The sequence below is a fragment of the Paenibacillus sp. AR247 genome (genome assembly GCF_002968895.1).
GTDB lineage: Bacteria > Bacillota > Bacilli > Paenibacillales > Paenibacillaceae > Paenibacillus_AQ > Paenibacillus_AQ favisporus.
The window spans coordinates 1,749,606-1,762,854 of the sequence record NZ_PCZT01000009.1; the positions used below are offsets into that span (position 1 = coordinate 1,749,606).

The following is a 13,249-nucleotide window of genomic DNA, read 5'->3' on the forward strand; positions in this document are numbered from 1 at the left end:
CGCCAAATTGCCTTCCGAAGAAGAACGCGTCACGATCAAACCGGAAGCCGTTGAAATTAAGAGTGCGGGAATTTGACTGACCAGACCATCCCCGATAGTTAATACCGAGTAGGTGGACATCGCATCCTGGAAGGACAGGCCCCGCATGGCGATCCCGATAATAAAACCGCCGACCAGGTTGATCAGCAGGATGATGATGCTCGCAATCGCGTCCCCTTTGACGAACTTGCTCGCACCGTCCATCGCGCCGTAAAAGTCCGCTTCGCGTTCTACTTTGCGGCGCCGCTCCCTGGCCTGCTGCTCATTGATCATGCCGGCGTTTAGGTCGGCGTCAATGCTCATCTGTTTGCCGGGCATCGCATCGAGTGTGAACCGGGCGGCGACTTCCGCCACGCGTTCCGATCCCTTCGTGATGACGATGAACTGCACGACAACCAGAATCAGAAAGACGATAAAGCCGACGGCGATTTCCCCTCTGGCGATCCAGCTGCCGAACGTTTTGACAACGTCGCCGGCAAAGCCCTCGGACAGGATAAGCTTGGTCGTCGAAATGTTCAGCGCCAGCCGGAACAGCGTCGTAATGAGCAGAAGCGAAGGGAAAATGGAAAACTGCAGCGCTTCCTGCGTGTTCATCGCGACGAGCAAAATAATGAGTGCGAGCGAAATATTGATGACCAGCAGCACGTCGAGCAGCCAGGACGGGATCGGAAGAATCATCATCATTACAATGCCGATGACGCCGGTCAGTATCGTTATCTCTTTTAATTTCAATGCTTCCTTACCTCCGATCCCTTATCTCACTTTGCCTTTTAATTTATATACATAAGCCAGTACTTCAGCCACGGCTTGAAACAAATCGGCGGGAATCGAGTCCCCGATCTCCGCCCTTTGAAACAGCGCACGGGCCAGCGGCTTGTTTTCCATCGTAATCACGCCGTTTTCCTTGGCGATCTCCTTGATCCGCAGAGCCACAAAATCCTGCCCTTTGGCTACGATTTGCGGGGCTTCCATGTTCGAGCCCTCGTACTTCAGGGCCACCGCGAAGTGGGTCGGGTTCGTGATGACGACGTCGGCCTTCGGCACTTCCTGCATCATCCGCTGCATCGCCATCCGGCGCTGCCGCTCCCTGATCTTCCCCTTGATCAGCGGATCCCCCTCCATTTTTTTATACTCGTCTTTAATGTCCTGTTTCGACATCCGAATGCTTTTCTCGAACTCATACTTTTGATACAAAAAATCCAGTGCGGCCATCACAAACAGGGCGGCCCCTATTTTTAGGCCGAGCGTCATCGTCAAACTGGCCACAAAATGAAATGTCTTCTCAATATTAACCTCGGACAGCTTGCCGATATCCGCGATGGCTCCCCTTAGCGTTTGATAAACGAGAAAGCCGATGATCACCAGCTTTAAGATCGATTTCGCGAACTCGACCAGAGAACGGACCGAGAAAATATTTTTAAACCCTTTGATCGGGTCCAGCTTGCTGAATTTGGGCTTCAGCGATTCCCCCGTCAGCATGAAACCGACCTGCATCAAATTAGCGGCGAGCGCCATGACGACGACGGTAAGAAACACCGGCGCCAGCAGCAGCAAAATGTCGATGCCGTATTCCACGGCGAGGCTCATGACGTTGTTAATCGACAAATCCATGGTCAGGCGGTTCAGAAAAATATCCTTGAACAGTCCGACAAGCCGCTCCTTGAACGATGAACCGAACATGAGAAGGCTGAAAAAGGAAGCCAGCAGAACGACCGCGCCGGTTAAATCCTGGCTTTTGGCGACCTGGCCCTTTTTCCGGGTATCCTGCCGCTTTTTCGGGGTCGCTTTTTCGGTTTTTTCTCCGCCAAACAGCTGCAGATCCAGGGGATACCTGTAGGACACGTTCCTTCCCTCCATCCTCACATTACGCAGGCTTGTGACCGATAATCCCCAGAAGCGTCTGCATCGACTCAAACATGATTCCGAACAAGTCGCCGAAAATATAGGAAAAGCTCGGTACCAGCAAAAACAGAATCATCAGTCCGACAATAATTTTCAGCGGCATCCCGACGGCAAATACGTTAAACTGTGGTGCGGTGCGTGCCAGAAACCCCAGCCCGATGTCTGTCAGGAACAGCGCCGTGACGAGCGGAGCCGACATTTGAAAGGCAAGGACAAACGACTGGCCGAACGTCTTGATCAAAAATTCCGACAAGCTGCCGTCCGCCATTCTCATAAACAACTCGTTGGAAAGCGGAACCCAGTCATAGCTCCGGATGATGCCGTCCAGCAAATAGTGGTGCCCGTTCATCGTCAAAAACAGCAGCAGGGCGAACATGTACTTGAAGTTGCCCAGCATTGGCGCTGAGGTGCCCGTCATTGGATCCAGCACGTTCGCGATCCCGAAGCCGATCTGGATGTCGATGAAGGAGCCGGCCGTCTGGATCACCATAAACAGCACATAGGCGACGAATCCGAGCAGCAGCCCGATCAGCACTTCCCTGATGATCAGGAGGACGTACGTCACATCTGCCGGAACGCTCTGATGCACGCCATAAGTTAGGTACACAAGCGCAGATACGAAAAAAGCGATGCCTATTTTGAAAATATTCGGGACTCCTTTGGAAGAAAGCACCGGAACGACAACAAAAAAGGCTGTAATTCGACAAAAAATAAGCATAAAAACCGGCAGACTTTCCAGCAGCATGTTCATGAATAAGTCCGCCTATCCGATATATTTGTACAAGTTGTCCAAAATGTTAAAAGTGAAATCCACCAGCGTCGTCAGAATCCATGGCCCAAAGAAAAGAATCGCCAGCAGTACGGCCACGATCTTTGGCACAAATGCCAGCGTCTGCTCCTGAATTTGGGTTGTCGCCTGGAAAATGCTGATCACCAGACCGACGATGAGTCCCAGCAGCAGCATGGGCGCACTGACCTTCAGCACGGTATATACCGCCTGGCCGGCGAGACCGATAATAAATTCCGAATTCATGGCTGAGCATCCCGCCCCTTCTTCATACTCATTCAGGTATTAAAGCTCATCAGCAGCGACTTGACGACCAAATACCAACCGTCCACCAGCACAAACAGCAAAATTTTAAACGGCAGCGAGATCATGACCGGCGGGAGCATCATCATGCCCATCGCCATCAGGGTACTGGATACAACGATATCTATAATGAGAAAAGGAATAAAGATCATGAATCCCATCTGAAAGGCCGTTTTGAGCTCGCTGATCGCGAACGCCGGCACCATGACCGTGAGCGGAATGTCCTTGTAGGTATTCGGCTTTTCGATCTTGGTATACTTCATAAACAGCAGCAGGTCCTTCTCCCTTGTGTTGGAGAACATGAACTTTTTCATCGGTTCCGCCGCTTTGTTCAAAGCCTGCGTCTGTGTCAGTTCCCCTTTTAAATACGGCTGCAGGGCCACATCATTGATGGAGGAAAAGGTTGGCGTCATGACAAACAGCGTCAAAAAAAGAGCCAGCCCTACGATGACCTGGTTAGGGGCATCTGCTGAGTTCCAAGCGACGTTCTGACAAAACCGAGCACGATCACGATCCGCGTAAAACTGGTCATCAGCACAAGCAGCGCCGGCGCGATGCTGATGACCGTGATGAGAAGCAGAATCGAGAGCGAGCTGGTGCTTGGCTTCCCTCCGGAGTCCCCTACCTGGATATCGATATTCGGTATCGGATCCGCAAAGGCGGCCGTCACCGAGAGCAGGCTGATCAATGTAACGATGATACAAACGAACAAAACCTTCTTTTTCATGGCTCCCTCAACCGATCTGTAGTATTGTCTTCCCGCAGGAGCTCTTCCATCTTCTCTTTACGGTTTGACATCCGGCGCAGCTTCTCGTCAAATACTTCATGAAATTCCGGCGTTTCCTCCAGACTGATCTCCTCGGATACCGGTCCCGTTTTGCGCAGCTTTGCAGCAAGCTTGGCCACCAAAGGCGTTAACCCGTTCTGCGAGTATGCCGGATCCTGTTCAAACGATGCCAGGATGACGGCGACCTCGTCAGGGTCGGTAATTTTATCGACGAGGCGAATATCTTCGCCTACGCCGACCAAATATACGCTGCTGCCGATTTCAATGACCTGGAGCGATTTGTTCGGCCCCAGCCCGACAGCCCCCAGCGTCCGGATCGAACGGCTGCTGAACCAAGTTTTATTTTTCCGGCCGAGAAAACGGATCAGAAGAATAATGAGTGCAATAATCACCGCCAGGACGATGATGACATAAACCAGGCTGAGAGCGTAATTACCGGAGCCAGGAAGCGGCGTATCTGGATTACTCATCTAAAGTCCTAAACTCCCAGCGTCTTATTGATGGCTTCAATAACGCGGTCGGTCTGGAACGGTTTGACGATAAAATCCTTCGCGCCTGCTTGGATGGCGTCGATGACCATCGCCTGCTGCCCCATGGCGGAGCACATAATGACCTTCGCGGCCGGGTCGATCTTTTTGATTTCTTTCAGCGCGGCGATCCCGTCCATTTCCGGCATCGTAATATCCATCGTAATCAGGTCCGGACGAAGCTCTTTAAACTTCTCGATCGCCTGGGATCCATCCTGGGCCTCTCCGACTACCTCAAAACCGTTTTTAGTCAAAATATCACGGATCATCATTCTCATAAATGCAGCGTCATCCACGATAAGAATTCGATTTGCCATTGATTAAAAATCCTCCCTAAATTTTGCTATTGTAATTTTTGTATTCGGTCCCATTGGCTGAGAATATCCGTGACACGCACCCCGAAGTTTTCATCGATAACGACAACCTCGCCTTTGGCGATCAGCTTGTTGTTGATCAGGATGTCAACCGGCTCGCCCGCCAGCTTGTCCAGCTCGATGATTGAACCTTGAGACATTTCCAGGATATCCTTAATTTGCTTCTGGGTCCTTCCTAATTCTACGGTGACTTTAAGAGGAATGTCCATCAATAAGTTTAAATTATTTTGATCGACCTGGCCGTACGAGCCACCTTGTAAATTCGCAAATTGCACGGGCTGCACATTGACGTTGCGGTTAGGCATAGACCCGTAATGCTGCGGCATGGCCGCATAAGGATTCTGCATGTTCGGATCGTATGCTTGCCCCGGCATGGAAGCGGGCATTCCGGCAGCTGGAGCACCGTAGCCCGGCGCGCCGGACGGCATTCCGTAATCCTGCTGCTGCGGAGCCGGCTGACTGGCTGCCGGAGGCGGGTAAGAGGCCTCAGGCTGAGATGCCGGCCGCTCAGGCGCTTCAACCGCTGGAGCCGCCTGCTGCATCGACTGCTCCGCCTCGTCCGAACCATGGATCAGCATGCTGACCATATCCTTGGCGAACTGGACCGGAAGCAGCTGCATGATCGTGGAATCGATCAATTCTCCGATTTTGAGCCGGAAAGAGATCTTGATCAGCGTCTGCTCGGAAGGCAGGCTATTAACCCCGTCGCCGTTGGCCATGTCCAGAATGTCGATGCCTGGCGGCGAAATATTGACGAACCGGTTAAATATCGTCGACATCGAAGTGGCCGAAGAGCCCATCATTTGGTTCATCGCTTCCTGAACCGCGCTGATATGGATTTCGTTCAGCTCCGCATCCTGCGGATCACCTTCTCCGCCCAGCATCAGGTCGGCGATGACCTGCGCGTCACGCGTTTTAATGACCAAAGAGTTGATCCCTTCAAAACCGTCCACATACGTGACATGAACAGCCACATGGGGCTTGGGGAACTCTTCCTCAAACTGGCTGCGGGTAATGATAGACACCTTCGGCGTCGTAATGTCCACCTTCTTGCCAAGCAGCGTCGAAAGTGCGGTGGCTGCACTGCCAAACGTAATGTTGCCGATCTCTCCCAGTGCATCCTGCTCCAGAGGCGTTAAATAATCGTCTACCGTCGAACCCGCATTTCGGGAGAAGTCGGCCGCTTCGGTCTGTTTCAGCAGGGCGTCGATCTCTTCCTGGGATAAATAATCTTTACTCGTCAAGTTCCTCAGCTCCTTCGCTGACAATTTCGTCGATTTGCACGGCCACGCGGTCTTTGACGGTACCCGGGCTTCCTATAAACTTCAACCGGTCACCAACCTTGATTTTCAGTCCCGAATGTACCGGCTTGGCCAGGCTGATGACGTCCCCTACATTCAATCCCAAAACTCGGATACGGAGATAGAAGACTCCCCAAGCTCGGCGATCATGCTCAGCTTGGCTTGGCTGATCCGGTTTTTGAGCGACTCGGCTTCCTCCGGGACGCTGGACTTCTTCTCCGATACAAACCACTGATGGGCCGAGAGCTTCGACATGATCGGCTCCAGCACCACATGCGGAATACAGAGGTTGATCATGCCCGTCGTATCGCCGATTTTGGTGCTGAGCGAAATCAGTGCGATGGTTTCGTTCGGTGAGACGATCTGCATAAACTGCGGATTCGTCTCCATCGCTTCCATCCGTGGAGAGATATCCAGCACCGTTTTCCACGCTTCCGCCAAGCTCTCGAACGCCCGGCTGAAAATCCGCTCCATGATCGTCGTTTCGATTTCGGTGAGCGAGTTGATTTTGGAAGGAGCGTTTCCGACTCCGCCCAGCAGCCGGTCCAGCATGGCATAGGCCACGTTGGGGTGTACCTCCAGCACCATTCTTCCTTTCAACGGTTCCGCCTCAAAAATATTGAGAATCGTCATCTTCGGAATCGAGCGGATAAATTCGTCATAAGGAAGCTGCTCGACCTGAACGACGTTAATTTGAACAAATGTCCGCAGCTGTGCGGAAAAATAGGTCGTCAGATAACGCGCGAAATTTTCATGAATCCGTGTCAGACTTCGGATATGATCCTTGGAAAAGCGGACGGCCCGCTTGAAATCATAGGAACGGATTTTTTTCTGGGTCTCTTCTTTTTTAAGTTCCTCCGCATCCATTTCACCGGACGACAGTGCGGCGAGCAGGGCGTCAATCTCATTTTGCGATAATACATCAACCAATCATCTCACCCCCTTACGGTTTCCGGTCGTTATGTTACAGCGGCGTCAAAACAAAGTTCGTGATGGAGATTTGCGTCAGTTTCCCTCGTGTCAGGGTTTTATTGATCAGATTGATCAATTTTGCGCTTAATTGGTCTTTTCCTTTGGAGCCCTTCAGTTCCTCGGGTCTCGTATCGGCGAGCGTCTTAATAATGATGGGCTTGATTTCGAATTCTTTGATCTTATCGAATTCTTCCTTCGATTTTTTGTCGTTCAATTGGAACGCAAAATTCATCAATACGATATAATCCTGATCCGCGAGATTGGTCTTGATATCCGTAATCTCCGAAGTGATTTCCACAAGCTCGTCTGCCGATAATTTTGGAGCCTCGATCGTTTGGGCGGCCGATTTCGTTTCGTTTGAACTGCTCCCGAAATATTTATCCATCAGCAAAAATGCGGCAAGCACGATCAGTGTAATCGCCAGCAGTATCGTTATTAGCCAGGGCAGCATCTTTTTCATGGGGATTCCTCCGTTTGTTGCACTTTAATAGTTGCGTTGTGAACGCCGATTTCCTGATTGTATTGCTTCACCAGGGAAATGACTTCCGCCGCTTTTTCCAAAACAATCATTCGTTTGCCCGTAACCAGGGTAATATACGTGTCCGGCGTTTCTTCCACTGTTTCGATAAGCAGGGCATTCAGCCATAATGGTGAGCCGTTTAACCGGGTAACTAAAATCATAGCAGGCCTCCTATGGAAATCGGAGGAGGACAGGCCTCCCCCGTCACTTCACTCTACTAACGCTTCAGATTGACAATTTCCTGCAGAACTTCGTCAGAGGTCGTAATGATCCGGGAATTCGCCTGGAAGCCGCGCTGGGCGACGATCATTTCGGTGAATTCGCCGGTCAGGTCAACGTTGGACATTTCCAACTGCCCGGCTACGATTGCGCCAGTTCCTGCATCTGCGTCGTTCCCCGTTGTAGGGGTAAGCGTTCCACCATCGTTGGCGTTCAAAGTCATCCGGTACAGGTTACCGCCGATTTTCTCCAGACCTTCCGGGTTCGTCACCTTACCCACACCTATAATCGTTCCATTATCGGTAGTCCCGTCAGCCAGTTTCTGAATAATGGTTCCATCTTGGGAAATCGAGAATGAAACGGTCTCCGCTTGAAGCGTAATAGGAGTTCCATCGGAATCGCAAACGAACATCCCATCTGAAGTCACCAGATTTTTTTGCGCATCCACATGGAAGTCACCGGCGCGAGTCAGAAATGGTGTTTCCTGATCGCCTGACAGTTTAATCAGAAAGAATCCGTCTCCGTCGATCCGCAGATCCGTCGGAACGTTGGTGGTCATCGCGCTTCCTGCCGTATGGACGGTGTCAATCGAACCGATGGACACGCCGAGACCAATCTGCTTGGCATTGACTCCGGCTTGGTCCGTACCGTCCGGCGCTGTCACGCCAGATACGGTCTGGCTCATGACATCCTTAAACATGACCCGGCCGGATTTAAACCCCGTCGTGTTGACATTGGCGATATTGTTGCCGATTACGTCGAGCTTGGTTTGGAATCCGCGCATCCCTGAAACGCCTGAATACATCGATCTCAACATTGGTCTGTTTCCTCCTAGGTTTGTGAAATGAACTGCGTCAGTCGGTCAGCAGTTCCCTGGCTTTCCGGTTCGGGCCAGCCAGCTTACGACAGCACGACCGCGCTGTCGATTTGGGTAAACACGTTGTCTTTCATGGACTTGCCGTCCATCGCCGTGACGACCGTCCGGTTAGGAACGTTGACGATGAGCGCCATATCCTTCATCAGGATCAGCGATTCCTTGCTGCCTTTGGCGGCAGCCTTTTCAACGGCTTGGTTCAGCTTGTCCAGCTGTTCCCCTTTGATCTCGATCCCTCTTTGCTCCAGCCGCTTGGCCGCATGATTGCTGAACTTGAGCAGGCTTCCCTGCAGCAGTTCATCAAATGACGTCTGGGACGAGGCGTCCGGCGTCACGGCCGGTTTCGAAGTCTTGACGGGAGCGGCCGGATATATCCTTCCGGGGTAGAGCTGTCCGATCGTCATCCGTTCGTTCATGCCGATTCCCCGTTCCCGCCTGTCGTGCCTTCTCCTGCCGCTGCACCTGTTGCCTCGGCGCTTGTCTCTCCGGTTTCAGAGGCGCTGTCCGCAGAACCTTGTGCCGCGCCGCCCGTATTCGACGCACCGTCAGTTGAAGGCGCATCGGTATCCGCCGGCGGAGTGCCCTCTTCCTGCTTAGCATTCATGATTTCGACGATCTTCGTAATCGGAATCGCTACCGACCCGACGGAAGCGTACTGAACGCCGTCCTTGACGATAATCGAATCCACGATGCCCGTTTTGATCTCAGACGTACTTTCGCCTGATTGATCGGAGCTGCTTCCGCTATCGACCCAGCTAATTTGTTTGCCAATCAGTCCCGATACGTTGCCAAGGGACTGACTCATGGCGTTCAGCTGGCTGGATATGTTCATCAGCTGCTCGACCGAGGTGAATTGGGCCATCTGGGCAATAAATTCCTTGTCCTCCATCGGCTGCATCGGGTCCTGGTTTTTAAGCTGGGTCACCAGAATGCTCAGAAACTGGTCCTTGCCGAGCGTCTGCGTCTTCGTGCTGGCCTTCTGCACATTGGAAGCCGAGTAGTTAGGCCAAATGTTGCTTGTCGATACGATATCTGACATGGTTGTTCACCTCCGTTTTTACGCTTTGGCTGTAAAGGTATTTCCTTGATCCGCCTGCTGCCGGGCAAGCCACTCATTCAGCTCGTCTCCCAGCTCAGCCACGGTCAAGGCATCTTCGGAGGAAGTGTCCTTGTCCTTTTGCCGGCGGTTCGGCTGCTGCTGACCCGATTGGGATTGACGGCCGTCGTGATACATTTGGGACTGCAGCGAAGGGTTTTGCGTTACCACAAGTTTCTCAACCTGCACACCCTGCGATTGCAGCGTACTGCGGAGCTGACTCATCTGCTGTTCCAGCAAATCCTTGGCTCCGGCGTGCTCGGTCGTAAATTGGGCAACGAGCTGTCCGTTTTGCATCGTCAGCTTAATGTCGACCTGGCCCAAATGTTCCGGGTACAGCGATATTTTCGCTTCCGAGATGCCTTCTTGCTTCACGATTTCCAGTTTGTTTACGACAAATGTGCTCATTTCTTTGGCAAACTGCGTAACGGGCACCGCTGGCGCCGCTGCTTTATGAGGCGACTGAATGCCTTCTTTCATCACGAGATGCCCTGCCGTTACCGTAGTCTGGCTGGCAAGCGGATCCTCCGGCTTCGCCGCCGCTTCCATCTCTTCTCCGGAAGAAGGGCTTGCAGCGGAAGCTGCTGTTTGCGCATCGGCATTAGGCAGCTGTCTCGTCAAGATCGTACTCAGCACGGCCTTGCCGCTTGCAGCGGATGCAGTATCGCCTGCCGGCTGCTGCCGGATCGCTTCCAACAACGCGGAGATGCGACTGGCTTGTCCTTCCGCTTTAGGCTGGAACATTGGTGCCGTATCCTGTGGTGCTGCCGACTCCGAGTTGACCAGAGCCGCCGGCTTGTTTTTCCCAGGAGTTGTGGCGTTCTGAACCAGGTTATGGAACGTTTCCAGCAGTTCTGCCGCCTGCGCCGTGGTGTCCGCCCCCGTATTTGGCTGCTGCAGCACCGTGATCAGCTGGGCCAACGCATCCTGTGCGGCAAACCGTGCCGTCGCCGGGTGGCTGGCCAGTGCCGTCAAGGCTTGATCTCCCTCATTAGCTGGGGTGTCTTCAGACTGTGCTTCGCCGTTTCCTTGAACGTTCAGCAGCAAGGTGGTTACCTGCTGAATCCAGCTTTGCAGGGCGCTCAGCACTTCAGGGTCTTCGGCAATCGCTTCATCCAGCTGATCGGCATCCAGAAGAAGGCTTTGCAGCAGGGCTGCGGTGTTCTGCTCATCACTGTCCCCGTTCCCTTGAACCGCGGTCGCTTGAGCGTTTTTCAGCAGCCCTTCCAAAAGTGACGCCACGCCGTTCATGGCCGAAGCTTCCTGCGAACCGCCTGCTGTACTTGTCATCAGCTGAGTCAACGATACTCCAAATCGCCGGTACCAGTCGCGCGTGCAGTACTACATTCAAGTACTCTGTTGAAAAGAAGCTCTGGTTGAAAAGAATCGCTACTTGCTGCTTAGCAATTTGTTGAGAATGACAGCGCTCGTCTTCTGGTCTGTTTTGCTCATCGAATCCAAAATGCTTGACCGTGTCGAATCTGCCACGGCGCCCAGAATCGTCAGTACTTTGTCCGGGCTAATCTTGTACATGGCCAGCAGCAGATTGGCCGCGCTGTCCGCGTTCATCGACCCGAACGTCTGGCTGATTTGAGCCTTGTCGAGCCCGGTTGAAGACGGTGTCGTCTGCACGGCGCTGTCCTTGTTCACTCTGGACTGAAGCGCCGCGATCGCCAAATCGCTGGACGATACGGAATCCTTCATTTTCAGCGTGATATCCGCCGCCATCTTCGGATCCATCTTGGCGAGGATGTTCATTCGGCTATCGGCATCCATGGCACTAAGCAGCTGAACGACCTCTTCCGTGGTCATATTCTGCAGAATCGGTGCCGCTTTGCTCGGGCTCATGCCGGCGTACATTTTCGCCAAATTTTTGACCTGCTTCTCGTAATCGTCGGCGGTATTTCCCGCCTGTGAATCCGCAGCCTGCGCGCTGCTCTCCTGTAGCTGATCAATCTGCGTCTGCAGCGATTTGATTTTACTGTCCTGCTGCTGCCGGTCTTCCTTAGCCTTCTGAAGATCCGTTTCCTTGGCTTCCAGCTGGCTTTTCAGCTCCTTAATCGTAGCGGTCGCGCTCTCCACCTGTGCTTTCGTTTTGTCCAGCTTGGCCGCTTCCGGATCCTTGACCGGGTCAGGGACCCAGTTTTTCACAACCGGAATTTTGTTGGCAACGCCGAGCACTTCGTTCCGCACGTTGGTGTTCAGCAGCATCAGAAGCACGCCCAGAAGCACCAGCGTAAAGATGATTGGTATAACCAAAAACAAAAACCGTTCAAATCCCCCTGTTGATTCTTTCTCTAATTCTTCAAAACCTGTTCTTGCCACAGTTGTTCCACCCCCAAGCCAGCAGCTCTATATCACGTTCACTCATCTCGCCCTAGCGCCCATGGCAAACCGTACGGTCGCCATCTCGTCAAGCTCGTTCTGCTCATGCAGGAGCGCCTGCTGCTGAAATGCCGTCTTTGCTTTGTCCCGCGCTTTTAACCAGACGTTTTCATCCAGCATCTTTGTGGACAAATGCTTCTGCTGCATCTGAACCTTCATATTGGCTCTGTTCACATCCACATGCTTCATCCGTATGCATTGGTCCAAATATTCAACATACGCCTGAATTTCCTGAATCATGGAGACAGGAACGCATTGGCCTGCGGCTTCCTGAAGCTGCTTGACCATGCTCTCCCGGATATCCAGCAGCTCCCCCAACGACTTTTCTTCCGCCTGAAGCTTGCCGATGGCACTGGACAGCATCCATTCCGCCTGGGTACGTTCGTTGCTTTTGAGGTCGACAATTTTTTGGAACGCGTACTGAAATCTCATCCCTTAAGGTCATCTCCTTGAAAATTCGGAAATCAAACGTTCTTGAACCTGCTCCAGCGTCACTTTTTCGTCTACGCGCTGCTTGGTAAAATCCCAGATGGCCTGGATGGAATCGATGGCTTCATCGATTTGCTCGTTCGAGCCTTTTTGGTAAGCGCCGATGTTGATCAGATCCTCGGACTCTTTATAGACAGCCATCAGCCGCTTCAAATTATCCGCAGCGTCCGTCTGCTCGCGCGGCGCAATATCCTTCATCACCCGGCTGATGCTGGCAAGCACGTCGATCGCGGGAAAATGGCCCTTGTTCGCGATGCCCCTGTTCAGCACGATGTGCCCGTCCAGGATTCCACGCACCGCATCCGCGATCGGCTCATTCATGTCGTCGCCGTCGACGAGCACGGTGTAAAAGGCGGTAATGGAACCTTGCGGCCCTGTCCCCGCCCGTTCGAGCAGCTTCGGCAGGCTCGCGAACACCGACGGCGTATAACCGCGCATCGCCGGCGGTTCGCCGATCGCCAGCCCCACTTCCCGCTGCGCCATCGCATACCGCGTCACGGAATCCATCATCAGCATGACGTTCATGCCCCGGTCCCGGAAATACTCGGCGATGGTCGTCGCGATCAGCGCTCCCTTGATCCGGATCAGCGCAGGCTGGTCGGAGGTGGCCACGATGACCACCGATCGCTGCAGTCCTTCAGGGCCCAGGTCGCGTTCGATAAAATCGAGCACTT

15 protein-coding genes and 3 pseudogenes are annotated in these 13,249 nt (G+C 53.0%); all 18 read right to left on the bottom strand.

Features of this window, described 5'->3' with window-relative positions:
* The coding region (locus CPT76_RS16455; protein ID WP_146116332.1) for a flagellar biosynthesis protein FlhA at window positions 1-771 on the bottom strand (771 nt) is incomplete at its 3' end.
* 21 nt (window positions 772-792) lie between these two features.
* A complete protein-coding gene (flhB, locus tag CPT76_RS16460; protein WP_240913006.1) occupies window positions 793-1,881 on the bottom strand; it encodes a flagellar biosynthesis protein FlhB in 1,089 nt (362 codons plus the stop codon).
* Between the two features lie 22 nt (window positions 1,882-1,903).
* The gene (gene fliR, locus CPT76_RS16465; RefSeq protein ID WP_089546550.1) at window positions 1,904-2,692 is read right to left on the bottom strand and encodes a flagellar biosynthetic protein FliR; all 789 of its coding nucleotides are present in this window, start codon (window positions 2,690-2,692) and stop codon (window positions 1,904-1,906) included.
* Window positions 2,693-2,704: 12 nt separating this feature from the next.
* A complete protein-coding gene (gene fliQ, locus CPT76_RS16470) occupies window positions 2,705-2,974 on the bottom strand; it encodes a flagellar biosynthesis protein FliQ (RefSeq protein ID WP_076168126.1) in 270 nt (89 codons plus the stop codon).
* Window positions 2,975-3,006: 32 nt separating this feature from the next.
* Window positions 3,007-3,758 (bottom strand): annotated as a pseudogene (fliP, locus tag CPT76_RS16475) (flagellar type III secretion system pore protein FliP).
* Window positions 3,755-4,288 carry a flagellar biosynthetic protein FliO gene (locus tag CPT76_RS16480; protein ID WP_105443623.1) on the bottom strand — a complete coding sequence of 178 codons (534 nt, stop codon included), beginning with the start codon at window positions 4,286-4,288 and terminating at the stop codon, window positions 3,755-3,757. The pseudogene fliP and the gene CPT76_RS16480 overlap by 4 nt, the downstream one beginning before the upstream one ends.
* Before the next feature lie 8 nt (window positions 4,289-4,296).
* On the bottom strand, window positions 4,297-4,662 hold the full coding sequence (locus tag CPT76_RS16485; protein ID WP_076168133.1) for a response regulator: 366 nt from the start codon (window positions 4,660-4,662) through the stop codon (window positions 4,297-4,299).
* Between the two features lie 26 nt (window positions 4,663-4,688).
* Window positions 4,689-5,963 (bottom strand): flagellar motor switch phosphatase FliY, encoded by a 1,275-nt coding sequence (gene fliY, locus CPT76_RS16490; protein WP_105443624.1) that lies wholly within the window; start codon window positions 5,961-5,963, stop codon window positions 4,689-4,691.
* Window positions 5,953-6,950: pseudogene (gene fliM / locus CPT76_RS16495) on the bottom strand (flagellar motor switch protein FliM). The gene fliY and the pseudogene fliM overlap by 11 nt, the downstream one beginning before the upstream one ends.
* Window positions 6,951-6,984: 34 nt before the next feature.
* Window positions 6,985-7,452, bottom strand: a complete 468-nt coding sequence (locus CPT76_RS16500) for a flagellar basal body-associated FliL family protein (RefSeq protein ID WP_076168140.1) — start codon at window positions 7,450-7,452, stop codon at window positions 6,985-6,987.
* Complete coding sequence (locus tag CPT76_RS16505) at window positions 7,449-7,673, bottom strand: flagellar FlbD family protein (protein WP_076168142.1); 225 nt, start codon at window positions 7,671-7,673, stop codon at window positions 7,449-7,451. Before CPT76_RS16505 ends, CPT76_RS16500 begins: the two co-directional genes overlap by 4 nt.
* 56 nt (window positions 7,674-7,729) lie before the next feature.
* Window positions 7,730-8,548: a flagellar basal body rod protein FlgG gene (gene flgG, locus CPT76_RS16510; protein WP_094593773.1), complete on the bottom strand. Its 819-nt coding sequence runs from the start codon at window positions 8,546-8,548 to the stop codon at window positions 7,730-7,732.
* 83 nt (window positions 8,549-8,631) lie between these two features.
* Window positions 8,632-9,021 (bottom strand): TIGR02530 family flagellar biosynthesis protein, encoded by a 390-nt coding sequence (locus CPT76_RS16515; RefSeq protein WP_105443625.1) that lies wholly within the window; start codon window positions 9,019-9,021, stop codon window positions 8,632-8,634.
* Complete coding sequence (locus CPT76_RS16520; protein WP_105443626.1) at window positions 9,018-9,644, bottom strand: flagellar hook capping FlgD N-terminal domain-containing protein; 627 nt, start codon at window positions 9,642-9,644, stop codon at window positions 9,018-9,020. Before CPT76_RS16520 ends, CPT76_RS16515 begins: the two co-directional genes overlap by 4 nt.
* Before the next feature lie 18 nt (window positions 9,645-9,662).
* The gene (locus CPT76_RS16525) at window positions 9,663-10,952 is read right to left on the bottom strand and encodes a flagellar hook-length control protein FliK (protein ID WP_181152881.1); all 1,290 of its coding nucleotides are present in this window, start codon (window positions 10,950-10,952) and stop codon (window positions 9,663-9,665) included.
* A gap of 138 nt (window positions 10,953-11,090) precedes the next feature.
* Window positions 11,091-12,026, bottom strand: coding sequence for a MotE family protein (locus CPT76_RS16530; RefSeq protein ID WP_105443628.1), 936 nt, complete (start codon window positions 12,024-12,026; stop codon window positions 11,091-11,093).
* Between the two features lie 42 nt (window positions 12,027-12,068).
* Complete coding sequence (gene fliJ / locus CPT76_RS16535) at window positions 12,069-12,518, bottom strand: flagellar export protein FliJ (RefSeq protein WP_105443629.1); 450 nt, start codon at window positions 12,516-12,518, stop codon at window positions 12,069-12,071.
* A 9-nt stretch (window positions 12,519-12,527) separates the two neighbouring features.
* Window positions 12,528-13,249 (bottom strand): annotated as a pseudogene (fliI, locus tag CPT76_RS39885) (flagellum-specific ATP synthase FliI); the annotation flags it as partial.